22 protein-coding genes and 2 pseudogenes are annotated in these 23,847 nt (G+C 53.3%); 12 read left to right on the forward strand and 12 right to left on the reverse strand.

All coding sequences use genetic code 11. The features are described from left to right. Positions 1–45 precede the first annotated feature (45 nt). From tyrR to pspA, 7 genes are all read right to left on the reverse strand, one after another. A complete protein-coding gene (tyrR, locus tag AB1287_RS13445) occupies positions 46–1,587 on the reverse strand; it encodes a transcriptional regulator TyrR (protein WP_312626685.1) in 1,542 nt (513 codons plus the stop codon). A gap of 238 nt (positions 1,588–1,825) precedes the next feature. Then, a complete protein-coding gene (locus AB1287_RS13450) occupies positions 1,826–2,875 on the reverse strand; it encodes a TIGR01620 family protein (protein ID WP_435618082.1) in 1,050 nt (349 codons plus the stop codon). Then, the gene (locus AB1287_RS13455) at positions 2,872–4,269 is read right to left on the reverse strand and encodes a YcjX family protein (protein ID WP_435618186.1); all 1,398 of its coding nucleotides are present in this window, start codon (positions 4,267–4,269) and stop codon (positions 2,872–2,874) included. Before AB1287_RS13455 ends, AB1287_RS13450 begins: the two co-directional genes overlap by 4 nt. Positions 4,270–4,392: 123 nt before the next feature. Next, positions 4,393–4,611, reverse strand: a complete 219-nt coding sequence (gene pspD / locus AB1287_RS13460) for a phage shock protein PspD (RefSeq protein ID WP_097161054.1) — start codon at positions 4,609–4,611, stop codon at positions 4,393–4,395. A gap of 15 nt (positions 4,612–4,626) precedes the next feature. Then, on the reverse strand, positions 4,627–4,983 hold the full coding sequence (gene pspC / locus AB1287_RS13465) for an envelope stress response membrane protein PspC (protein ID WP_436799838.1): 357 nt from the start codon (positions 4,981–4,983) through the stop codon (positions 4,627–4,629). Next, complete coding sequence (pspB, locus tag AB1287_RS13470) at positions 4,983–5,204, reverse strand: envelope stress response membrane protein PspB (protein ID WP_435618083.1); 222 nt, start codon at positions 5,202–5,204, stop codon at positions 4,983–4,985. Before pspB ends, pspC begins: the two co-directional genes overlap by 1 nt. A gap of 54 nt (positions 5,205–5,258) precedes the next feature. Next, the gene (gene pspA / locus AB1287_RS13475; RefSeq protein WP_097161057.1) at positions 5,259–5,927 is read right to left on the reverse strand and encodes a phage shock protein PspA; all 669 of its coding nucleotides are present in this window, start codon (positions 5,925–5,927) and stop codon (positions 5,259–5,261) included. Positions 5,928–6,085: 158 nt separating this feature from the next. Between pspA and pspF the strand changes: the two genes are divergently transcribed. From pspF to AB1287_RS13510, 7 genes and pseudogenes are all read left to right on the forward strand, one after another. After that, positions 6,086–7,087: a phage shock protein operon transcriptional activator gene (gene pspF / locus AB1287_RS13480; RefSeq protein WP_435618084.1), complete on the forward strand. Its 1,002-nt coding sequence runs from the start codon at positions 6,086–6,088 to the stop codon at positions 7,085–7,087. Between the two features lie 287 nt (positions 7,088–7,374). After that, positions 7,375–9,243 (forward strand): ATP-dependent endonuclease, encoded by a 1,869-nt coding sequence (locus tag AB1287_RS13485; protein ID WP_435618085.1) that lies wholly within the window; start codon positions 7,375–7,377, stop codon positions 9,241–9,243. A 472-nt stretch (positions 9,244–9,715) separates the two neighbouring features. Next, entirely contained in the window at positions 9,716–10,150 is a 435-nt protein-coding gene (locus AB1287_RS13490; protein WP_435618086.1) for a hypothetical protein, read from the forward strand. A 59-nt stretch (positions 10,151–10,209) separates the two neighbouring features. Beyond that, positions 10,210–10,374, forward strand: a pseudogene (locus tag AB1287_RS13495) (DUF1493 family protein); the annotation flags it as partial. 876 nt (positions 10,375–11,250) lie between these two features. Beyond that, a complete protein-coding gene (locus AB1287_RS13500; protein WP_312626677.1) occupies positions 11,251–11,946 on the forward strand; it encodes a hypothetical protein in 696 nt (231 codons plus the stop codon). A gap of 216 nt (positions 11,947–12,162) precedes the next feature. Then, on the forward strand, positions 12,163–12,642 hold the full coding sequence (locus AB1287_RS13505; RefSeq protein WP_435618087.1) for an Hcp family type VI secretion system effector: 480 nt from the start codon (positions 12,163–12,165) through the stop codon (positions 12,640–12,642). A 225-nt stretch (positions 12,643–12,867) separates the two neighbouring features. Then, a pseudogene (locus AB1287_RS13510) lies at positions 12,868–13,155 on the forward strand (DUF1493 family protein). A gap of 110 nt (positions 13,156–13,265) precedes the next feature. Here AB1287_RS13510 and AB1287_RS13520 read toward each other — a convergent pair. From AB1287_RS13520 to AB1287_RS13540, 5 genes are all read right to left on the reverse strand, one after another. Further along, complete coding sequence (locus AB1287_RS13520; RefSeq protein WP_312626673.1) at positions 13,266–13,769, reverse strand: DUF1543 domain-containing protein; 504 nt, start codon at positions 13,767–13,769, stop codon at positions 13,266–13,268. Between the two features lie 129 nt (positions 13,770–13,898). Next, positions 13,899–14,567, reverse strand: a complete 669-nt coding sequence (locus AB1287_RS13525) for an epoxyqueuosine reductase QueH (protein ID WP_435618088.1) — start codon at positions 14,565–14,567, stop codon at positions 13,899–13,901. A gap of 227 nt (positions 14,568–14,794) precedes the next feature. Continuing rightward, positions 14,795–15,592: an MBL fold metallo-hydrolase gene (locus AB1287_RS13530; protein ID WP_435618188.1), complete on the reverse strand. Its 798-nt coding sequence runs from the start codon at positions 15,590–15,592 to the stop codon at positions 14,795–14,797. Positions 15,593–15,791: 199 nt separating this feature from the next. Further along, a complete protein-coding gene (locus AB1287_RS13535; protein WP_435618189.1) occupies positions 15,792–16,571 on the reverse strand; it encodes an SDR family oxidoreductase in 780 nt (259 codons plus the stop codon). Next, on the reverse strand, positions 16,571–16,897 hold the full coding sequence (locus AB1287_RS13540; RefSeq protein ID WP_312626671.1) for a nuclear transport factor 2 family protein: 327 nt from the start codon (positions 16,895–16,897) through the stop codon (positions 16,571–16,573). The genes AB1287_RS13535 and AB1287_RS13540 overlap by 1 nt, the downstream gene beginning before the upstream one ends. Before the next feature lie 90 nt (positions 16,898–16,987). Here AB1287_RS13540 and AB1287_RS13545 point away from each other — a divergent pair, with 90 nt between their 5' ends. The 5 genes from AB1287_RS13545 (at position 16,988) to AB1287_RS13565 (ending at position 23,838) form a co-directional block, all read left to right on the forward strand. Then, positions 16,988–17,320 carry a winged helix-turn-helix transcriptional regulator gene (locus tag AB1287_RS13545; protein ID WP_312626670.1) on the forward strand — a complete coding sequence of 111 codons (333 nt, stop codon included), beginning with the start codon at positions 16,988–16,990 and terminating at the stop codon, positions 17,318–17,320. Between the two features lie 521 nt (positions 17,321–17,841). Then, positions 17,842–19,725 carry a protease modulator HflK gene (hflK, locus tag AB1287_RS13550; RefSeq protein ID WP_435618089.1) on the forward strand — a complete coding sequence of 628 codons (1,884 nt, stop codon included), beginning with the start codon at positions 17,842–17,844 and terminating at the stop codon, positions 19,723–19,725. Positions 19,726–19,751: 26 nt separating this feature from the next. After that, the gene (gene hflC, locus AB1287_RS13555; protein WP_435618090.1) at positions 19,752–20,756 is read left to right on the forward strand and encodes a protease modulator HflC; all 1,005 of its coding nucleotides are present in this window, start codon (positions 19,752–19,754) and stop codon (positions 20,754–20,756) included. Further along, a complete protein-coding gene (gene hflK / locus AB1287_RS13560) occupies positions 20,753–21,928 on the forward strand; it encodes a protease modulator HflK (protein ID WP_435618091.1) in 1,176 nt (391 codons plus the stop codon). Before hflC ends, hflK (AB1287_RS13560) begins: the two co-directional genes overlap by 4 nt. Positions 21,929–22,002: 74 nt before the next feature. Next, positions 22,003–23,838 carry a heavy metal translocating P-type ATPase gene (locus tag AB1287_RS13565; protein WP_435618092.1) on the forward strand — a complete coding sequence of 612 codons (1,836 nt, stop codon included), beginning with the start codon at positions 22,003–22,005 and terminating at the stop codon, positions 23,836–23,838. Positions 23,839–23,847: the final 9 nt, after the last annotated feature.

Below are 23,847 nucleotides of genomic sequence, written 5' to 3' on the forward strand. Positions count from 1 at the left end.
ACGGATAAAAAAGGCCGCCTTCATTTTTTGCAGGCGGCCTTTTTATTACTCTTCGTTTTTCTTCTGACTTAAGCCGTATTCACGTAACTTATTGGCAATCGCCGTATGCGACACGCCGAGGCGTTTGGCGAGCTTGCGCGTGCTCGGGAAGCTCCGGTACAGCTGGGTCAGCACCGAACGCTCGAAGCGGCTGGTGATTTCATCCAGCGATCCTTCCATCGCATCTTCGCCAACCGCTACGGTTGTGGTGTCGTAATCCGGCAGCAGGATGTCCTGTGGGCGCAGCTCGTAGCCTTCCAGCTGCGTCAATGCACGGTAGACCGCGTTTTTCAGCTGACGGACGTTCCCCGGCCAGCCGTAGCGCGTCAGCACGGTGTTCAGGTCAGCGGCCAGTTTCGGGCGTGCAATCCCCTGCTCATCGGCGAATCTCGCCACGAACAGCTCGGTCAGCGGCATGATGTCCTGCGGACGATCGCGCAGCGGCGGCAGGTTCAGCGTCAGTACGTTCAGACGATAATAAAGATCTTCGCGGAACAGTCCTTTCTGCACCAGTTCAACCAGGTTCTTCTGGGTAGCGCAGATGACGCGCACGTCGACATGAACTTCATGATCCTCGCCGACGCGGCGGAAGGTGCCGTCGTTCAGGAAGCGCAGCAGCTTAACCTGCATCCGCGGCGACATTTCACCGATTTCGTCCAGCAGCACCGAGCCGCCGTTCGCCTGCTCGAAGAAGCCTTTTTTGCCCTCCGGCGCATGGCCAAACAGCTCGCTTTCTACAGCATCTTCCGGGATAGAAGCACAGTTCAGGGCCAGATACGGCTTCTGCGCGCGTGGGCTTGCCAGGTGGCAGGCGTTCGCCAGCAGATCTTTCCCGGTGCCGGTATCCCCGACAATCAGCAGCGGCGCGGTCAGCAAAGCCAGCTTGCGCGCCTGCTCCACTACGTGGCGCATTTTCGGGCTGACGGCGATGATCTGGCTGAATGCGCTGACATCCTGGCTGGTCATGGTTTGCAGCTGGCGGCCCATACGTAATGTGGAGCGCAGCATCACTACCGCCCCCATCAGCACGCGGGTGGCATTTTCCCCTTCCAGGGTGACCGGGGTAATTTCCAGCAGGAAGTTTTGCCCATTGATGACAACATGCTCGGCGTGGGACTCCACCGGCGAGCCCTCCAGCCAGCGCTGGAAGTTGAAACCGTTAATCAGTTGGGCGACGTGATGAGCACGCAATTTGTCCTGCGATTGCCCGAACAGCTGGCTGCTGGCGGGGTTAGCCAGCTCGACTTTGCCTTTGGTGTCCAGAGAAAGTACCGGTTCCGGCATGGCCTCAAGCAGCGCACTCAGCGCCAGATGCTCGCGCTCGGACGGCATCCAGGGCACCGTGCGCACGTCCGTTACGCCCGCAATACGGCGGATCTCCGCCATCAGCGTGCTGAAGGCATTAAACTCCAGCTCGGCAAAATTAAGGTAGATTCGGCCAATGGGGTCGATATCGATCCCGCGCAGATCAATGCCGCGCAGCACCAGCAGATCGAGCAATTCACGGGTCAGACCAAGGCGGTCCTCACAAAAAACTTCAAGACGCATGGGAAGTATCACCCTCAGAGCCAATAACGCATGGATGATAAGACAGTTCTCCGCCTGCGGGAAGATGGCTGTCAACAATTATTGACAGTATGGCGGAAAATCAGGCGCTTTGCCGTAAAGCTCACGATAAAGTGCACAAAGCGCAAAACATCAGCGCTGAAACATTGCTTCCAGCGTCCCGCTAATCGCAGTGCCCGTCGCGAAGATCGCACGGCCTCACGACCGTGCAGGGAAAAGATCAGGCAGGACGCTTGTTGATGGTCTCTTTCAGCTGCCCGATAAGCTCGCGGCGGAAATCACCGAGCTTCGGTTTGTCGTTGTCTATCCACGGCAGCGGACGGCACACTTCCATCGCCTTGATGCCAAGACGAGCGGTCAGCAGACCGGCACCAATCCCCTGAGCTGCACGAGCAGAAAGACGCGCCGCCAGATCCTGAGACATCCAGTCCATACCCACTTCGCGCACCAGTTCACTGGCTCCGGCAAAAGCAATATTGAGCAGCACCAGGCGAAACAGGCGCAGGCGGCTGTAATAGCCGAGCTCGATACCGTAGAGCGTAGCGATACGGTTGATCAGACGCAGGTTGCGCCAGGCGATAAACGCCATATCCACCAGCGCCAGTGGGCTGACGGCAATCATCAGCGTCGACTCTGCCGCAGAACGGCTGATTTCGCGCCGTGCCTGCGCATCCAGTACCGGCTGAACCAGGTGCGCGTAGAGCGTCACCACTTCACGATCGTTTTGCGTTTCGTGGATCGCGGCGTACCAGCGCTGAAGCGCCGGGTGCGACTGATCGAGCCCCGCCTGGCTGGCAAGCTGCTCGCAGAACGCGCGACCTTTGCCAGTGCCGTGACTGTGCAGGAGATCCCGCGCTTCATCACGCTCCTGCGCGCGCTGGCGTAATCGCCACAGACGACGCCATTCGGTAGCGACGGAACCGACGCCTGCCCCGACGATCAGCGCCCCGGCAGCGCAGCCGCCCAGCGCCACCCAGTCCTGAGTTTGCCAGGCGTTCATCGTCCACTGCACACCCTGAGCGATAACGCTGACGCCGAAAATCGCCAGCCCGGCGCTGACCATCCGCCGCCACAGGCTGCGCTTAGGACGCAGGGCAGCTTCAACCACGGCCTCCGCCTGGCCCTCATCTTCCAGCGGATCGTCCACCAGCGCCGGGGCGAAGGTTTCGGCCTGGTTCTGTTCAAACAGCTGCGCACCGCGAAGCTGCTCTGTTTTGTCCGCTTCCAGCGGCCCGGCAAAATCAATGCGCGGTTTTATCGGTTCGCTCATCGCAATTTGTCTCCAATCAAAAACTCCAGCGCGGCATCCAGCCGGATATGCGGCAGCGGTTTGTCGACGTCCATCGCCTGCGGACGGAACGCTTCAAACTGAAAACCCTGCTGTTCCCAGAACGCCTGGCCCGGCAGGCGCGCCGGAACCTCACCCGGATAGACCGTCAGCGGCTCGCCGTCGCTCAGACGATGGCCGCGCAGCGCCGGGATTTTCTCGCCGTTGACGTCAATCAGCCCGCTCTGCGTCGCCTGCACCGAGGCCAGCCCAAGGCAGTCCATGCTGATGCCTTCAAACGCCGCATTCTGCCACGCATCCTGAATCAGCTGTTGCAGCAGCGACACCATGTTGGCGTGCTGATCGACGGTGACGTGGTCGGCTTTGGTGGCAGCAAACAGCAGCTTGTCGATCACCGGGGAAAACAGGCGGCGAAATAGCGTGCGCTGCCCGTAATGGAAGCTTTGCATCAGCTGCGTCAGCGCCAGGCGCATATCGTTGAACGCCTGCGGGCCGCTGTTCAGCGGCTGGAGGCAGTCGACCAGGACTATCTGGCGGTCAAAGCGCAGGAAGTGATTTTTATAGAAATCTTTAACGATATGTTCGCAGTAGTAGTCAAAACGCGCACGGAGCATCCCGGCGTTGGTGTGCTTATCGGCCTGCGCCAGCTTTGCCTCGCCTGCGGCATCCACATCCGGCCACGGGAAGAACTGTAGCGCAGGCGCACCGGCCATTTCTCCCGGCAGCACAAAGCGGCCCGGCTGAATGAAATGCAGACCTTCTTTTTTGCAGGTGTGGAGATAGTCGGTCCAGGCCTGGCTGATTTCCGCCAGCCGGTTTTCATCGGCCGGGGCCAGCGGATCGAGCCCTTCGCACAGCTCACGCCAGCGCACAGACCATTCGGCACGCTGGCCCGTCAGCAGGCCAGTCATCTGCCGCGACCAGCTCAGATAATCCTGCGCCAGCATCGGCAGGTCCAGCAGCCACTCGCCGGGATAGTCGACGATTTCCAGATACAGCGTGGACGTGTCTTTGAAGTGTCGTAAAAGTGAGTCATTGGAACGAAAACGCAGCGCCAGGCGAATTTCACTCACTCCGCGCGTGGGCGTCGGCCACGTCGGCGGCGTGCCGTATAACTGTGCCAGTCCCTCGTCATAGGTAAAACGCGGAATACCGTAATCGCGCTGCGGCACGCGCTTCACGCCGAGCAAACGCTCTTCCCGCACCGCACTTAACAAAGGTAAACGTGCGCCCGCGTGTAAATTCAAAAGCTGATTGACCATCGCCGTGATAAACGCCGTTTTACCGCTGCGGCTGAGCCCCGTGACCGCCAGGCGCAGATGTCGGTCCACGCCGCGGTTCATCAGGGCATTGAGTTCGTTTTTGAGTCGGTTTATCGCCATTCCATTGCGTCCAGAAGTGGGAATATCAGTCAAGGATATTACATGAGGGCAAAGCAGGAAGATGCAATGTAAAAAATTCTTAAGATTCTGGCACTTCCGTGGCTGTGCCTCTCATTGCTACTTGAGGTTTCGGGATAAGCGGCTGGCAAGACGCGCCAGCACGGGTTCGAGCGCCACCGCCAGCAGCATCTTCAGCGGCCTGCGGGCAACGGATTTGATAGCCCAACCGGCAACGCCCGCCGGGCCGTAACGCAGCGCGGTCAGCAGCACGAGCTTGCCCGCAATTTTCAGCCCGGGTTTGACCTTCTGCCCGGTGCGTTGCCATTTTGAATTCATGCTTTTCTCTCTCAGTTACAGCTGGCGGAACCGGCTGCGCAGGGAAAACGTATCAGAGGTGACATAGCGTTCCATTTCGCGCAAACGCTTCTCACCCGCCGCCAGTTCAGCATCGACCGCATTAAGCAGCTCGCCGCTGGACGGCATTTTTTCGCCGTACATTTCGCTCTCCGGTATCGGGTCAAGGGCGAACGTCAGGATGATATAGGCCACCACCACGAAGAAAAACAGCCCAAAAATCATCGCCAGCACGGTAATAAGGCGCACCAGCTTCACCGGCACGTCGAGCCAGTGGGCGATCCCGGCACACACGCCCTTCACCATGCCCTGCTGCGGAATACGCCACAGCTTTTTGCTGAAATCTAATGCCATTATTTTTCTCTCCAGTTCGGGTGTTCCGCGTCGAGAATGTCTTCCAGCGCCTGAAGGCGTTCACGCATCCGTTTCGCTTCGTCAGTCAGCTGCGCCAGCCGCTGCTTTTCGCCCGACGTTAAATCTGCGCTGCTGCGGTTGCTGTAGTGCATCCAGAGCCAAACCGGCAGAACAAACAGCACAAACAGCGTCAGCGGAATGGCAAGAAAAAGCGCGCTCATAAGGTCTCCTTACTGATGATGAGCGGCGACACCCGCGGTGCCGCCTGGACGATATTATTGATTATCCTGCTTCATTTTGGCGCGCAGTTCAGCGATTTGCGCGCTGATATCGTCGTCCGCCTTCAGGTCAGCGAACTGCTGATCCAGCGATTTTTGTTTACCAAAGCCGTGACTTTCCGCTTCAGCTTCCATCTGGTCAATACGACGCTCGAAGGATTCAAAGCGCGCCATAGCTTCATCCAGCTTGCCGCTGTCGAGCTGGCGGCGCACGTCGCGGGATGAGTTCGCCGCCTGATGACGCAGCGTCAGCGCCTGCTGGCGAGCGCGGGTTTCGCTCAGTTTGTTCTCCAGCTCGCCAATCTCTTTTTTCATGCGCGCCAGGGTGTCGTCCACCAGCGTCACTTCCTGCTCCAGCGTGACGATAAGGTCGGTCAGCTTTTGCTTTTCAATCAGCGCAGCACGTGCCAGATCTTCTTTTTCCTTACGCAGCGCCAGTTCGGCTTTCTCCTGCCATTCGGCCTGCTGCGCGGTCGCCTGCTCGATGCGGCGGGTCAGCTGTTTCTTTTCCGCCAGCGCGCGGGCTGAAGTGGAACGCACTTCGACTAAGGTGTCTTCCATCTCCTGAATCATCAGGCGGACCAGCTTCTGTGGATCTTCAGCCTTTTCCAGCAGCGAATTGATGTTGGCGTTCACGATATCGGCAAAGCGAGAAAAAATACCCATATTCACATCCTCATACAGTCAGTTTTGTCATCGGGCAAAGCCCTGCTGCAAGGGATAATACAAACGGCGTGCCAACTTTTTATCTTATTGATTTAGCGAGAGGTGATTGAGTTTTACTCAGCTGGCCGCTACAGTGAAGTGGTCAATTACACTAACGAGTGGCGAATTTCATCATGGCAGAATATAAGGACAACCTGCTCGGCGAAGCGAACAGTTTCCTCGAGGTGCTGGAACAGGTTTCACGGCTCGCGCCGCTGGATAAGCCCGTGCTGGTGATTGGTGAACGGGGTACCGGGAAAGAGCTGATTGCCAACCGCCTGCACTTTCTCTCCTCGCGCTGGCAGGGGCCGTTTATCTCGCTCAACTGCGCGGCGCTGAATGAAAACCTGCTCGATTCAGAACTTTTCGGCCATGAGGCGGGAGCCTTTACCGGCGCCCAAAAACGCCATCCGGGGCGATTCGAACGCGCCGACGGCGGCACCCTCTTCCTTGATGAACTCGCCACCGCCCCGATGCTGGTCCAGGAAAAACTGCTGAGGGTGATTGAGTACGGCGAGCTGGAGCGCGTCGGCGGCAGCCAGCCGTTGCAGGTCAACGTGCGGCTGGTATGCGCCACCAATGCCGACCTGCCGAAGATGGTGGAAGAAGGCACCTTCCGCGCCGACCTTCTCGATCGCCTGGCCTTCGACGTTGTACAGCTCCCGCCGCTGCGAGAACGCCAGAGCGACATCCTGCTGATGGCGGAACATTTCGCGATTCAGATGTGTCGCGAACTAGGATTACCGCTCTTCCCGGGCTTTACCGAACACGCGCGGGATACGCTGCAAAACTACCGCTGGCCGGGCAATATCCGCGAACTGAAAAACGTGGTCGAACGCTCGGTCTATCGCCATGCCAGCATTGAAGAGCCGCTGGATAATATTATTCTGGATCCGTTCCAGCGGCCGGTTCCGGCTTCTGATTCGGTGGATATTGAGGAAAAAAACCAGGAAAGCGCCCTCTCGCTGCCGCTCGATTTGCGCGAATTTCAACAGCAGCAGGAAAAGGGGTTGCTGCAACAAGCGCTACAGCAGGCAAAGTTTAATCAGAAAAAAGCGGCTGAGCTGCTTGGGCTGACTTATCACCAGTTGCGGGCTTTGTTGAAGAAGCATCAGCTTTGAAGGCCTAGGCAGTTGATTGTTGTTTGGTACATAGGGGCTGCTTTGTGCAGAAGCGGACTTCATTTGCAAAGCTGTCCCAACAAAATTTAGTATAAATTTGAGCAATTATCATGGTTAAATATTCGAGTTATGAATGTATTTTTTCGTTCTAACTAACAGTATTTTTCTGTCAGGTTCTTAAATTTTAGTTACTTCGATTTATTATTAAAAATATAGGGCATAAGGGATATCCCATACTTAAAACATGGAAGCCCTTTTGCTAAACATGCCATACAGCATAAGGAGTAATGCAAGTGAGTTTCCCTCTAGAATTGACAGCGCAAATTGCTGGTAACAATGAAAACTTCAATCGCAAAGTCACTTTAAACAATGGCCTTACCGTTCTACTCGGCCCTAACGGTTCTGGAAAAACGCACCTTTTGAGGGGGCTAAAGCAAAGTCTATACCAGCATACAAATGGAAAGCATGTGCGCTTTCTCTCTGCTGGACGAATGGGGATGTTGGAGCAGTTCAGGTCAGACTATGACGGGTATCGAGGAGGCTCGCCACACTACGATGATGCAAATTATGGAAGTAAGAGCGATGTTGTTCGCAGACATCAGATGGAAACAATTAATGGTGATTTCCAAACGCTTGCTGAACGGGCTGATATTCTAATTAAAATTCAGGAGAGGCTTCGGAAATTATTCAAGCGCGACATTCTTATTGAATGGGATGGTGGATCACTAAAAATATTATTTTCGCGATTGGATATAGACGCAAAATCATACTCGTCTGGCCGAGAAGCATCCGGATTGATGCATTTAGTTGGGATTTTAGCTGCACTTTATGATGATGATGTAGGGGCGCTTCTTCTTGATGAACCAGAGGTTTCCTTGCATCCTCAGTTACAGGCATTTCTTCTTCATGAAATCCTTAGTGTCTCGGGCCACCCCTCTGAGGGAGGTAACAAAAAGATTGTTATCATCGCTACTCATTCAACAGAAATGCTCCAAATTCAAAAACCAGAAGACTTACTATCTCTCGTCTTCTGTTATGACCTAATCAGTGAGCCAGTGCAAATTCCAGTTGACGCTGGTGAACTCAAGAATAAAAAAGTACAAAACTTAATTGCCCGTCTCGGACAAGAGCATAAGTTATCACTGTTTTCCAAGCGGCCTTTATTAGTTGAAGGGCCTTCTGACGTAATGATTTGCAGTGCGCTTGCAAACAAGCTTGATGTACATCTCGAAGCCGCTGGATCACAGTTATTACCTGTGATTGGTAAAGGGCAGATGCCAACCGTGGCAAAATTATTGCGATTACTCGGCAAAAAACCAGTTGCGTTGGCAGACGCTGATGGAATCGCTGATGGCCTTGATCTTGTCAACTCATACCTTAATGATAATCCCACCGCAGAAAGACGAGCAAGTGAGTTAGGGTACCGATCCTCGCAACAAATGGTTAGTGCCATATTCACGGATTTTTGCAAATTGGTAGATTGCCGGTGGGATGAAATTTCTGTAACTGCCGAATCGCACCCGTATTGGGTGAACAAGAAAACAGAGGAAGAGATACAAGCAAAGCGTCGCTCTGCTTTCTGTACACTTTTCACTATCAATGAGAATGAATTATCAAATTTAGCTAAAGACAATGAGTGGAGTAGTATAAAGACCCGCTTAAATGTGCTACTCGATCTGCTGGAACAGTGTGGTCTATTTATTTTACGCAAAGGTTCGGTAGAATCTTACTACCAGAATTCAGACCCATTTACTTCAATTGGAAAGCCAAGTGCAGCTGTTGGTGAAATTGATCATATCAATCAGCTATCGCATGACGATGTTAACACTGGATATTCAGATTTGATCCGCTGCGTCAAGCATGCCTCGAGCACTGAAATAATATGTGAGGCTGATGCGTTGAGAGATCTTTTACTTTCGATTGTTGCACCCGCACATGCCAGACTAAAGAGCGGAGAAGCCTCAACAAACTTCAATAACCTAGCTCGTTCAATCTTGGGGGAACGTTCTAAAATATTTGGCTTGGATATTGAAGGTGAAAAACTTGTTATTTCAATTAAGAGTAACATTCTTAACATTAGAGGTTTTCCCGTAGCTATTGGAAAAGATGATGATGTACTAAAATGTATCAATGCAGCCCTTGCCACTAATCTTTAACTAATTAGTTGAGCGGACCTGCGTGAAGAAGGCTATTTCATGTAAACGTCCGCTCCTCGCTCATAGCAGTTATAAGCTATGAGCGAACTGAAATCAATAAAACGGATAAAACCCGCCAAACCATTCATTCAATTTATGTAAACAAACTCAATGAATTACACTCAATAATGAGACCCTCCTTCCAGTAATAACCCTTGTTGACACCAGCCTATAGCCGTATTCTTTTCGGGCATCTGCAAAAAACAGTTGCCGGGATTGGTCTCCCGAATCTACCCTACCGACGACACATTGGCGCGTTAGCGCTTTTTTTGTGTCGTGCGCACGGCTACATCTCGATGGTGGGCCGGGCGGTGGCGTCGCAAGACGCGCCGGTGGCTGGTAGGGCCGGTAAGACCAACTCCGCTCGGTTCCACCACCCGTAAGATTGGCCTCTTCGGTGGTGGTTTAGACCTTACCTACCAGAGGCTTCAACATGACAACCCCCACTACAGATCAAGACGTCCTGAACCAGCCCTTCACCGCCGCGGCGGACTTTCTCGAACTCGCCAATCACTGCGACCGCTTTGCTGAAACCCTGATTGACTGTGACGACACAGCCGAAAAGCTAGCGCTGTTGGGCCGCATCGGAGCCTGTCTGGCGCTGCTGCGCCCGACGCTTAACGATCCCATTCCGGATCATCTGATTGATTGCCTGACGACCAAAACGCTCCCTGCCCCTCAATCTCATTTCGAACCGGACTCTGAGGCGCTCTGCGATTACTGCCAGACTTTGGCGCAGGTGCTGTGCCAGCAATCGTTTTTGCCTGAGACGGAAAAGACATTGAGAGGGCTGCTTTGCGAACTGGTCTGGATGTTTGCAGCAGATCTGAAAGCCCCACGTTGGGTTTCAGTTAAGCTCCCGCAGTAAAACAATATGCCCGGTGGCACAAGCTTACCGGGCCTACGCCCCTGCTGAATTGATCAAACCGCTTTGAAGTCAGTCTTGAGAGCGTAAACTGGCCCTTATACTTTCCATGGGAAAATACACCGCTTTTGCGACGGTGGTTCAACCTCAAGCGTAAAGAGGTTGAGTCAAAACGATTGCCGCTGATCGTACGCATGTTTGCTGAATCGGCTAAATCCGGGCTGTAGAGGGTATGACTGAACTAGCGTTACTGCTTTTCTTCATCATAAACAGGTTTGCATCATGCCTGATGGAGAAAGCTTACCAAGCATGCGGCACTGCGAAAGTTGGTTAAAGACAAATATTTAAATATCGTAGCAAAAAAGCTCCATAAGGAGCTTTGTTTATTTGGGTATGCACAATCAAGCTGCGCGCCAGTGATCCGGGTTACCTTTGCTGGTATTCCTTACCCGCGCAACAAGAGGTTTAAACCCCTTTGCTTTCGCAGCGCTGATTGCACTTTCCTGTGTAGCATGATTCTTTCCATCAATACTCTGTCCGCCTGCATACTCAACAGTGTAATGCGTGATAGCCGTCCCTTCCGGGCGCCCAGTCGGTTGTGGTTCTACATAAACATTTGACATCAAGATTTCCTTTCAAAAAGTAAATGAACAATTATTAATTTTCCCAGCGTAGATTTTTTCTACGCCTGTTTCTTAAATAGGCTTCTAAAATTAAATATTCAACATCAATTTATACATTTGTCATAATTATTCGTTTGCGATCACATATTTCTTAATACAAACATCAGGGGGAAATTCACAACCCACTGATCAATAGGTCATTTTCAAAAAGACAACCAAGAATCATTGATTTTAGTGTTGGTTTACTGAATTACATATTCCCCTTACTAATAAAAACTGGAGAGCCATTGACATCAAAAATAGAAAGAAAAGCTTTCAATTGCTTTGGCGTTGCTATTTATAAAGCAAGGAAATAAATACTCCACCACATATACACAGGGTGAATACACACCTCCAACCTCACTCTTTTTTTAGTTAAAAGCCTGACAAAATCATGCTACCTTTCATATTCGCACCAACATTTACCGGAGGGAACTGGATATGTATTACAGTGATTTAATCATAAGCGAAACGCAGGCAGACAAAATATTGGCTTTGCAACTTGATAAGTCTCTAGCAGGGATGAAGGATGAAATGTTAGACGCAGCGGCTAGGATACAAGATGGCGCGACACGGGCAATTTATTACACCTCTTGCTTTACTCAGAATTATCAAAATGTGTGCGCAAAGCTGAAAAGTGAAGATAGTCGTTTTCTCTCCGGGATAGTTCAGTTGGTACGTAATCGAAGGATCATTTATGACTTAATTGGCATTTACTTTGACGAAGTATTCAAGAACAAAACGCAGCAGCAAGTTCTGGCCATCGGCATGGCACTCGAAAAAGTTGGCGTTAACGTCTCAGCCAGCACATTGACTGCAAAGTCGTTTGTTGCGGGGCTGACCACAACCGTATGTTTGAGCGCCGGATTTAGCCCTCTAATTGTTGCAAAAGTCCGTAAGCTATCAGGTGGAGCCGTATTTCTTGCAGGAGCTTATGGTTATGTACAGCAGGCATCGGAAAGCGCTGACAGATTGAAGCTCCTTAGCCCCATGTATTACCATGCCCTTTACATGCAGCAGCTTGAAATGATGTATTTTTTAGTTGAGCCGGTATTTACTAAGGCGGGAGCATTTGCACCTCACTACTATATGTCAGATCATGACGTGGTTAACATTATACAAAGAATGGTCCGTTAATTATGTTAAAACTATTAAAGAAATGGATTAGGTATGAAGCATCGTTCTTTTTATGGTCATGCCTGCCCGTTGTTTTGACCGTGCTATTCGGTATGTTTGCGGTGACCTGGTTCCCATCCTTCGCTATTCAGTCAATAGGAATCTTTATAGTTTTCGTGTTTGTTCTTATGTGGTTTTTTCCACGAAAACCCAAATAAGAAAAAAAAGGAAATTTATATGTCAACTCCAGCGCACTTATGGTTAACAGACGAAAATGGCTCACCCATTGTTGGCGGGTGTTTAATGCCTACCCGACTCGGTTCCATTGAAATTCAAACGTTAACGCACAATGTTTGTATCCCCGTCGATCCCAATTACGGAAAACTTACCGGGACGAGGGTCCATTCCCCAATCGTTATGCAGAAAGAGTTTGATCAGACTACTCCCCTGCTTTTCAGGGCGTTATGTGAGGGGCGAACGCTTAAGACTGCTACCATCAAGATGTACCGGATTACTGATGCAGGAGTCGAGGCTGAGTATTTTAATATTACATTGGAGAATGTGAAGATTTGCAGCATTACGCCTGCCCTGCTACCGAGCGGAGTTTCCAGTACGCACCTGGAAAACATTGAGCTACGCTACGAGAGTATAACATGGAAATATACAGACGGTAACGTTTCGTACAAAGACGGCTGGAATGTTCGCTGGACTGCATAACAAAAAGGGCGCAACCTCTGCGCCTGACATCTCAGCGCAACAGAGGTATTTTTATTAAAATATTCAATGCCAATATAATTTAACAATCCATTCATTCAAGAGATATAATCATTCCTATTATGGTGATGATTTTTGCGTAATCAATATTAAATTTAAATGTATGCAGCAGACCGCCTTCTAATGACAGAAATAATCGAAGATGTTTTAGTGTTATTCCACGAATAAATCCCCGTCTATTTAGACAGCGACTGGAAGGAGATTCCATCAGAGCTTGATTCTGATTTATTTGAGCATCCACGTGCTGATTTGTAAGATACTTTAGACAAATACCAAAAGCAGTTTGGCGTATGTCTTGAACAGGTAAACAGGACATCTTACTTCCCGTGGGAAAATACACCGCTTTTGCAACGATGGTTCAAACTCAAACGTGAAGAAGTCGAAGCAACCCGCTTGCCGCTGAACGTACGAATGTTTGCTGAATCAGCAGAAGCCGGGAAGTGGCTCTATGGCTGAACAGACGCGCCCTCAAATCATAGGGGCAAACTATTTACAGTGGAGCTCAGCGCCAGCACTGCCCGGTGGCACAAGCTTACCGGGCCGACAAATTCCTTCAATCGGGTAATTTACTCACCAATCGGCTGGTAGCCCTGCCACTCAGGCTTGTCGCGCGTTCCGGTGGCGCAGGGCGTTAAATGCACATAAAGTTCACCCACTTTATCGAGCAACAGACAATCATCCACCTCTTTGAGGTTGTCTTTATGCTGCTGATCGACGCCGCACAGGAGCGTATCCAGCGCTTTCTTTTTTGCCTCCTGCGCAGTCGCCGCAACGAACAAATCGAACTCGTGCAGTTCAGCTAGCGTGTCCGGACGATATCCCCCGGCGTTAACAAAAAAGAGCCTGAGGCTGGAAGAGGATGGTTCGGCAGAGAGCGTGACGCTATAGCCATCCGCCCAGGTAATCTGGCTGTAGCCATCAATGTGAATTTTATCTTTATCGCCAAACCACGCGGCCCTTAGCGCAGGCCATGCCTCGCGTGGAGAGTTAGCGGCGACAAACTGAATGTCATGAACTTCTATATTGGACTTGCCGGCATTGCCGCCGACGTAAAACATATACAGCCTCATCGGAACGCTCTCCTTAACTAACCGATATGCATTTAATTATATAGCGATTATTACTGCAACCCTTGACGAGAATAACAGAGGGATAAGTTCAGGAAGGTTGTCAAGCCGCAGCGGGCGTGACAGGCAAAATCAGGCCTGCTCGTCGTCTTTACCGTAGTAAAGCTTACCGAGCTGAATGAGAGGACGGCCCTGAGATTTACGGTGCAGATTGCTGTCACGCAGTGAGTAAACACAGCCGCAGTATTCCTGCTGGTAGAACTGTTCGCGTTTGCTGATTTCAATCATGCGCGACGAACCGCCCTGCTTGCGCCAGTTATAGTCCCAGTACATCATGCCCGGATAATGCGCAACGGCCCGCTGTCCGCAGTCGTTGATTTGCTGCATATTCTTCCAGCGTGAAATGCCCAGCGAGCTGCTGATCACGCTGAAACCATTTTCAGCGGCGTACAGCGCCGTCCGCTCAAAGCGCATGTCAAAACACATGGTGCAGCGGATACCGCGCTCGGGCTCCCACTCCATGCCTTTGGCTCGCTCAAACCAGTTGTCGGTATCGTAATCCGCATCGATAAACGGCACGCCATGCTGTTCAGCAAAGCGAATATTCTCATCCTTACGAATCAGATACTCTTTCTGCGGATGAATATTCGGGTTGTAGAAGAAGATGGTGTAATCGATGCCCGAGGCCTGGATCGCCTCCATCACCTCACCGGAACAGGGAGCACAGCACGAATGCAGCAACAGTTTGTCTGCCCCCTTCGGGAGTTCCAGCTTAGGACGTTTGAAATCAGCGGTAGTCATAAGAGATTCTTTGGGGTGGTGTAACATGTGGAGGATTGTAGCATCAGAGCCGCATTGGTGGGATTTTTCGCAGCGTTCAGGTACAGACCTTCATACGTTGCCGAAGTTAAACTGCCGATGACGCTCGCCGTGCGCGATGAGCATCTGCACGACAGTTGGCAGATGGTGGATTCACTGGAGAGCAATGCGCTGGTGCTTTATGAGCTGACGCCGTTGAATGCGTAACTTCAGCGCCGCTCGATACACTCGATGTATTTTCGCGCGGATTGCTGCACGATATCTGCGGCGTTGTCCGGAATATCTTTGCCTTCAAAAGCACCGTACAGCGCGCTGTACCGGACGTCTTTTAACCGTTGTGCGATATCAGCAACGGTGGTGGCAGAAAGCGGCAGCATATTGGGGTAGCTCCACATAAAGGAGACGCTGCCCGCACCGGGTGCCACCTGAATAATATCCCCGGTCAGCAGCACGCCCTGATTTTCTTTGTGAAGCAGAACGCTGCCACCGGCAAAATGACCGCCGAGGCGCAAAAGCTCCACGCGGCTGTTAATGGGCAGCGACTCCCCATCCCATAAATGGATATGCGGACTGTCGCGCTGAATCCATTTGCGATCGGCGGCGTGCAGATAAACCGGAGCGTTAAACTCTGCCGCCCAGTCCTGCATGGTGCTGTAATAATGCGGATGCGAAATCGCAATGGCTTTTAGCCCGCCGAGCGCGGTGATAATCGCCTTTGTGGCATCATCCAGATTGGGAATACAGTCCCAGAGAATGTTGCCCTCTTCGCTTTGCACGACGATCGCGCGCTGACCAATCGCAAAACCAGGTACGCTTTCCACGCTGAGAAGCCCGGGCGCAAGCTGGCGCCACTTATTCGCGTGCCCCGCGTGAAGGGCTGAAGGTTCAATCCACGCCTGCCCGCTCACCGGAACGTATTGCCGCTCGTCCTCGCAAATCGGGCAGTTTTCCGGATGCCCCGCCGCAACGTCGTAAGAGGTTCCACACGCTTTACATAACGTTATCATCATCTTCCTCGCCTCAGCCCGAATGCTTTTAAGTGATAACCGAGCATGGCACAGGGAGACGAGGGGATGTGTTGGAAAATGCTTAACGTCCGGATTTTATGCCAGCCTGCTGCCGTTCAGGAGCAGACATCATGCATCACCAATAGTCAGCCAGAAGCAAGCTTAACCGGTTCAGATAATGTGCCGATCGAGCCCACCGTTACACGGTTGGAATGGTGCCGCCATCTATCACAAATTCAGTACCGGTAATGGCGGCCGCATGAGACGACGCGAGGAAAACAATGAGATTCGCCACTTCAATGGGCTTTGACGGACGGCCCAATGGAATACCACCGAGCGCATTCATGATGATCTGCTTCCCGCCTTCATAATCCGTGCCCGCTTGCTCTGCCAGCCGCTCAGCCAGCGCCACCGACGCTTCAGTTTCGATCCAACCTGGCGCAACGCGAACCACCCGAATGCCCTTCGGCGAGACCTCTTTTGACAAGCTTTTGCTGTAAGCAGACAGCGCCGCCTTGGCCGCTGCGTAGCCGGTAGTCGACTCCGGTAACGGCAGTTCACGCTGGATAGAGGTGACGTGAACAATCACGCCGTGGCCCTGAGCTAACATCCCCGGCAGCAGCGCGCGATCCAGGCGTACCGCCAGTAACAGATTAAGGTTAAGCTCCTGCTGCCACTCCGTCTCGCCCAGCGCCGCAAAACCACCGGCCGGTGAGCCAGATCCGCCCACCACGTGAATGATAATGTCGACGCCGCCAAGATGCGCCTGCACGGCTTCCGCAACGGCGGCACATCCGGTGATAGTGGTCAGGTCCGCCGCCACGAAGGCGTCAGCGACCGCTTCCTCCGGCGCGTGGCGGGCGGTCGTTAACACCTTCGCGCCCCGCTGTTTGAACAGCCCGACAACCGCTTTACCGACGCCTTTGGTTCCTGCGGTAACCAGCACGCGCTTGCCCTGAAAATCGGTATCTGATGACATCATGCAATCTCCAGCGTGTTAATTCTGTCGCCAGTCAAGCCAAACACGTACCTGAGTACGACAGGGCTACCGGGAAAATTCCCGACAAGGTTGGCGGTGACCGTAAACCGGCTACCGTCGGCGTGGACATCAATCGGTTCGACGCTATAGTCAAACGATGACTGCACTGAACGCAGCCATGCTTCAATAGCCGCATGTCCCTGATGCGTTTTACCTTCATCGATCACAATCGCATCGGCAGTAAACCAGCGTCTGATGCCGGTAAGATCGCCCCTCTTATCAATGGCAAACCAGGCAGAAACAGCATTCGGTAGAACTAATGACATGGCCTTTACCTCCCTTGATTTACAGTACCCGCATTTTCGACATAGACTGTGAAATTGACAAGTACGCACAAAAAAGTGAGTGGCTGAACAATGAGTAAGTTATACAGTCCGGAATCTGCCGCAAGCGGCGTGGAGCAGGTCATTCGTTTGCTGGAAGGCCGCTGGAAATTAATCCTCCTTTTTCATCTTTTCGATGGAAAAGTACAGCGCTATTCAGATTTCGAAAAACTGATCCCGACGATTTCGCAGAAAATGCTCGCACAGCAGCTGCGGCAGCTCGAGGCCGATGGGATCGTGTCACGGCAGGTGTATCCCCAGGTGCCACCTAAGGTGGAATATCGCCTCACGGAATGGGGGCAGGCCCTGTGCCCGGCTCTGGATGCGATGCTGAAATGGGCGGAAAAACGCGAAATCCAGCCATAGCGGGATCTTGTCGCGTGAATAAAACATAACCAGGCGGATCCGCACAGTTCGTCGTACTTCACCCCATATCAATGAAGAACAGAAGCGTTTCTGGCTGAGAATCGCTTTTGTTCTGGTCAGAACGCCTTCCCTTTTCTGCCCGCCACGATCGTTTGCCTGCGTATTACAACGTCGATGCCATCCTGATACAGATCGCGCCCGGAAACACGCCTTCCGGACAGGTGCGAACACACTGTGTTACCAAACTTTTCCGGGATAAGAAAAGGGTTGAAGAAATCAGGCCAAAACCCTAAGTTACGTTATACCATAACGCCCCACACCCGTTGGCTCCCCTGCACGCTCACCCAAAGTGACAAAAAACACAATGGCAGGCTCGTGTACCCGGGGATAAGCAAAAACCATTCGTAGAATGTGCAGGATCCTTTCAGGCATCCGTTAAGCCGCGTGCGTTGTGGATAGTCCCTTTTTATCCCTGAGCGAAATGACGCGTTTCGTTTTTATATTGTTAATCAGGAGCTTTCATGGAGCCTTCTCCTCAGAATACCGTTCCGCCCCAGGACAGCCGTTTGCGCTCGCGATTATTATGGTGTCGGGCCATCGTTGGGATGGTATTAGGCGCCTTCGCTATTCTGTTTTTCATGCTCGAATTATTTGATGAGCAAAGCGGCTGGATGGTTCTTATCCGGCCTCTGCTGGCCTCAGGATTGTTAACGTTCGCGGTGGCAGAAAATGCGCTGCGGGCGTCTTCATTCCCGCCCCCCTGGGAGCCAGAGCACGGCGAAGAGGCAGCAGAAAATAAAAGAAAGAAAAAACCGGACTGGCTTATCAGGCTGGATACGCTTCTCGCGCAATGGGAACCCCATATTATTCACCTGGGGATAACCGCTATCTGCGCCCTTATTGCCCTCTCGCTTGTCAGCAAAAATTTCACCACCGACAATGTTTTTACGCCGCTGGACAGCGGTATGATCCCGGCCGGCGCAGTACTTCTGGTGGGCTGCTTCGCCCTGCTGGTCTGTGAACGAACCCTCAGCTTCCGGCGTATAAAAACCTGGCCGCAGCAGGCCGCGATTATTGGTTTGATTCGCACCATGCTCAGCATTGGCTTGCTGATAGCCGCCGCTTTTGCGGTCTCCGCGTTTTCACTTGCGATCGCGTTCTGGATAGTCCAGGTCGCAAGCATAATCGTGTTTCTGCTTGCCCTTGAGTTTCTTCTCCGGACGCTGGCTGCCGCCTGCACGTTACCCGCCCCTGACGAAAAACCGCCCTTTCTGACCCAAAGCCTGATTGCTGAACAGTATCGCTGGCCGCTACATCCTTTACTGGCGCTGCGGAAAAAGATCGTTCAGCATTTTGGCGTGGACATTGGAAGGATTCAGGCATTCAGGCTAATAGGACAGCTATTTTTACCGGTTTTTCTGGGCATTGCCCTGACGGGCTGGCTGGTCAGCGGACTGCAAGAAGTCTCTCCTGCTCAGCGCGGGGTTTACGAACGCTTTGGGCGCCCTATTGCCGTGCTGCCACCAGGTTTACATATCGGCCTTCCCTGGCCTTTTGGGCGGGTCATCCCCGTTGATTTTGGCACCGTGCATGAGCTTCAGCTGAGCGAAAAAGCCCCCGAAGCAAGCGCAAATGCCCTCATCCCCGATACCATTGAGGGCCCGGCACCGCAGGAAAGCTGGCGTCTGTGGGATAATACCCATATCACCGACCAGGCACAGGTTATCGCCAGCGCCCTTGGCGATAAACAGAGCTTCCAGATAGTCAATATGGATATTCGCCTCATCTGGCGCGTGGGGTTGCGGGACAAAGACGCCATGAACAGCCTCTACCAGACCGATGATTTGCCCACCACTATCCAGCGCATTGCCCGTCAGGTTCTGACGCAATATTTCGCGCATCAGCAGCTGGATGCCCTGTTGAATGAGCAACGCGCGTCGATGTCTGCGGCGATGAATACCGCCATCCAGCAACGTCTGGACCAACTCCATTCCGGCGTTGAACTGCTCTATACCCGTGTTGAATCTATCCACCCTCCGGCCGGTGCGGCAAATGCCTATCACGGCGTACAGGCCGCCCAAATTGCCGCCAGCACTCAGATGACGAAAGAGAGAGGCTACGCCGCATCGCAGGGGCAAGAAGCGCAGCGTAACGCAACCACGGCTATCAATGCAGCCGAGGCGTCGGCAGGTGAACGTATGGCGCAGGCCAATGTCGCCCTGACGCGCTACAGCGCAGAGCATAATGCCTGGAAAATGAATCCGGAGGCTTACCTTAATGAACGCCGCTATCAGACATACAGCAAAGCGCTGTCCAGAACGCCGCTCTTCATTCTCGATAGCCAGGTGGCTGAAGGCCATGAGCCCGTGCTCGATTTACGTCAATTTTCCCAGCCCGCACGATAGTGCTGCATAAATAAGGTTCGCTGAGAATGAAAATCCGTACTCTTTCCCCCTCTGCAGAAAACAGCAAGGTGGGTTTCAATCCTGTCGCCGCACGGAAGCACGTTTCACACTCTTCACGTCGCTGGCTGCGTTACAGCATCGCCGCCCTGCTGGTGGTACTGGCGTTGCTGACCGCATGCCTTGTTCAGGTGCACGCCGGGAGCGCCACTATCATGACCCGTTTTGGTAGCCCGGTTCGGGTTTTACTCTCCCCGGGGCTTGCCTGGCGTCTTCCGGCGCCTTTTGAAACGCCAGTCGATGTCGATTTACGCACCCGCTCAACCTCAAGTGGCTTACAGGATGTAGGAACGCGTGATGGGTTGCGGGTCATCGTTCAGGCCTGGGCTATCTGGAAGGTCAGCCCTGAACAGACTCACGTGCTGCGCTTTATTCGCGCGGTGCAGAACCAGCCAGAAGAGGCCGCACGCCAGATTCGGACCTTCATCGGCTCTTCCCTCGAGACGACAACCAGCAACTATGCGCTGTCCGAGATAGTCAATACGGACGCCAGAAAGGTAAAAATTCCGCAGTTGGAGCAGCAGATCAAAAATCAGCTAAAAGCTCAGCTTCTCAGCAGCTATGGCATTGAGCTGATTGATGTCGGCATTGAGCGACTGACGCTGCCCGCCGTTACCCTTAATGCAACGGTTGATCGAATGCGGGCAGAACGTGAAACCATCGCGACTGAACGGACGGCGGAAGGAAACCGAATGGCGGCAGAAATCCATTCCACAGCTGATAAAGAAGCCCGCATTATCGAAGCGGATGCCTCAGTAAAAGCGGCCGCCATCACGGCTCAGGCGCAACAGGACTCCGCCGCTATCTACGCCAAAGCCTATGCGCTGGACCCTCAGCTCTACAACCTGCTGCGCTCCCTCGACACGCTTAACGACGTGGTGAATAAAAGCACCCGCATTGTGTTGAGTACTGATGCCGCGCCGTTCAATGCCCTGGTGCAAAAACCGGCTGACGGGCAAAAGGCGAATCCATGAAAAAACAAGCCTCAAGCATGAGCCCGTGGGGACAGTCTTACCGGATTGCCTTTTTTAGCTTGTATGCCGCCACCGTGCTGGCCGCTGTGTCGTGGATCTTTTCCAGTTTTCACCAGGTGACGCCCGATACTCAGGCCATTATTTTTCGTTTCGGCAAACCCGTAACGGTCGAAAGCTCGGGCATGCTGTTTGCCTGGCCCAAACCGGTGGATCGCGTTGAAATCATCCCGGGCCCGGCCCGTATCATGCAGCACGATGTTCTGCCGCTGCAGCGACATGAACAACTCAAGCAACTGACTGGCGATCAATACACCAGCGATGCCGGAGCCGGGGCGGGTTATTTACTGACGGGCGATTCCGGTGTCGTCCAGCTTAATATGCAGGTGTATTACCGCATCAGTTCGCCTCTCCAGTATGTGCTCCAGGAGCAGCACATTGGTCCACTGCTGGACAGGCTGGCGCAACGCGCCGCGACGCTGGTTAGCGCAGGACGCGACCTGGATACCATCCTGGTTGCCCGCCCTGAAACGCTAAAGGATGACAGTCGTGCCGCGCAGGAGCGTTCACGATTACGCAGCGATTTGCGCCTGGTGATGATGCAGGATTTGCAAGCGCTGAAAGGCAGCGATAACGATCCGGGCATAACCATCGAGCGCATCGATGTCTCTTCGTCCCTGCCGGACAACGCGGTGGACGCTTTTAATGCCGTTCTGACAGCCAGCCAGCGCGCGGAGCAAAGCGTCGCGCAGGCCCGCAATGACGCGACGATCCGTTTACAAAAAGCCCGGCAGCAGGCCGATCGGGTGATTCAGCAGGCGGAAGCTGACAACCGGGAAATGCTCGCGCACGCCGAAGTGGTGACAAAGTCCATGACTAAACTCGCTCAGGCACGTGCGACAGGTAGCGATCCCGGCATGCTGTCACGCATTTGGCGCGATCGGATTTCAACCATCTTCTCCCATGCCGGACAGGTGTTAACCGTTACGCCAGAGACTCAAAGTCGTCTCGTGCTTTCAGGGCCTGAGGATGAGGGAGCCCGTCTACCAGCATCTGGCCGCTCAGGTGAATCCGCTGGCAATACTTCAGGCGGTTCTTCTGCGTCATCTTCAGCCACGACGCCAGCATCAAGCGCCTCCACCACTCTGTCTGATGTATTTGGAGATCTGCGATGAGCCATCAATGCAGCCACGGTCATATTCATCCCAACTTTAGCCAGGCGCTTCTGACGCCCGAGGAGCAACGGCGGATGACCGTGCAACTGGCCCTGGCTATGACAACTATCGGTCTGATTTTGCTCAGTTTGCTTTGGCGGTCGCTGGCCCCTGAACAAACCGCAATTAGCGATCTGCTCGCGGGCGTTGCCTGGATCATTGTCGCTATTCCTGTTTTTCGGGCAGGTCTGCACAGCCTTCGTCATCCGGACCTGCACGGCGTGACCGATTTATTGATTGTGCTGGCAATGCTTGGCGCGTGGGCTTTGGGAGACTTGATCACCGCCGCCCTGCTGCCGGTGCTCATGATTTTCGGCCATATCCTTGAGGAGCGCAGCGTCATGGGAACACGTCAAGCCATTGCCGGACTGACGAAGCTGACCCGCAGCACAACGCGACGTATCTGCGAAGATGGCTCATTCGAATCGGTCGACAGCGCCATGATCCGACAAGGCGACATTGTGGAAATCCGCGCCGGGGATAATGTCCCGGCAGACGGTAAAATTTTGAGCGGCTATGCCAGCCTGGATGTGGCTTCCATCACCGGGGAGTCGGTTCCGCAGGAAGCCGGGCCAGGATCGCTTATTTTTGGCGGCGCCATCAACCTCAACGGGCTGCTGCGCATGGAGGTAATGTACACCGGCGATCGCTCCACGCTCGGAAAAGTCATCGCTCTGATGAAGGATGCCGAACAGGCAAAACCGCCCATTACGCGCTTACTCGAACGCTATGCCTCACACTATCTGGTACTGGTGCTGTTAATCGCCGCCAGCACCTGGTTTTTTACCTACGATAGCCAGGCAATGCTGGCGGTGCTGGTTGCCGCCTGCCCCTGTGCGCTGGTCCTTTCCGCACCAGCAACGGCTATGGCGGGCATTGCGGTTGCGGCTCGCCACGGCATACTGATCCGCAATGCGGCGTTTCTTGAGGAGCTGGCAGATGTCGATGCGCTGATCGTCGATAAAACGGGCACGTTGACGCAAGGTCGACTGAAGCTGGTTGATGCGGTTCTGGCGCAGGGTTCCGACTATGGCGATGTTGTACAGCTTGCGGCAACTCTGGGAGCGACCAGCAGTCACCCTGTCAGCCACGCCCTCGCTGAATATGTGAGCGCAGAGAACCGCCTGCCGATACTGGACGTACAGGAAAAACAGGGCTTAGGCATTGTGGCGCAAACCGAAAAAGGAACCGCTCTGCTTGGGCGAGCCGATCTGTTTACGGAGCATGGCGTCACAATGTTGCCACAGCCGGATCATCAGGGGCCGATGGTGGGTGTTGCGCACCAGGGACAGTTCCTGGGCTGGCTGCTGCTGGCCGACACGCTGCGCCCTGAAGCTTCTGAAGCGCTCCAGGCATTAAAGCAATTGGGCATTGATAAGCACCTGCTGCTTACCGGAGATCGCCTTCCGGCCGCGCAAAGCGTCGCCGGCGAACTGGGCATTCAGGAGATTGTCGCTCAGGCCCTCCCCGCCACCAAGTTGCAGGAAGTGCAAAAAGCGGTGAACGAAGGCTGGAGACCGCTGGTCGTGGGGGATGGCATCAATGATGCTTTAGCATTAAAGGCCGGGGCCGTTGGCATGGCGATGGGGGCAAACGGGGCGGATATCGCGCTGGTTTCCGCAGACGTGGTGCTGACAGGCAGCGACCTGCGACGTATCGCTTCGGCAATCAGGCTCAGTCGCAAATGCCGAAGAACCCTGATGGTGAATGTGTTCATTGGTCTTGGCTGGACCCTCGCGATCGTCACCGCAGCGGCGCTCGGCTGGCTGGGTGGCGCAGGCGCGCTGGTTGCCGCGTTGCTGCATAATTTGAGTACGCTAATGGTCCTGGGCAATACGGGTCGTTTGCTGCAGTTCGATGAAACCCGTTAATGTATTCAG

The sequence above is a fragment of the Scandinavium sp. UTDF21-P1B genome, from assembly GCF_040750395.1.
Taxonomy (GTDB): Bacteria; Pseudomonadota; Gammaproteobacteria; order Enterobacterales; family Enterobacteriaceae; genus Scandinavium.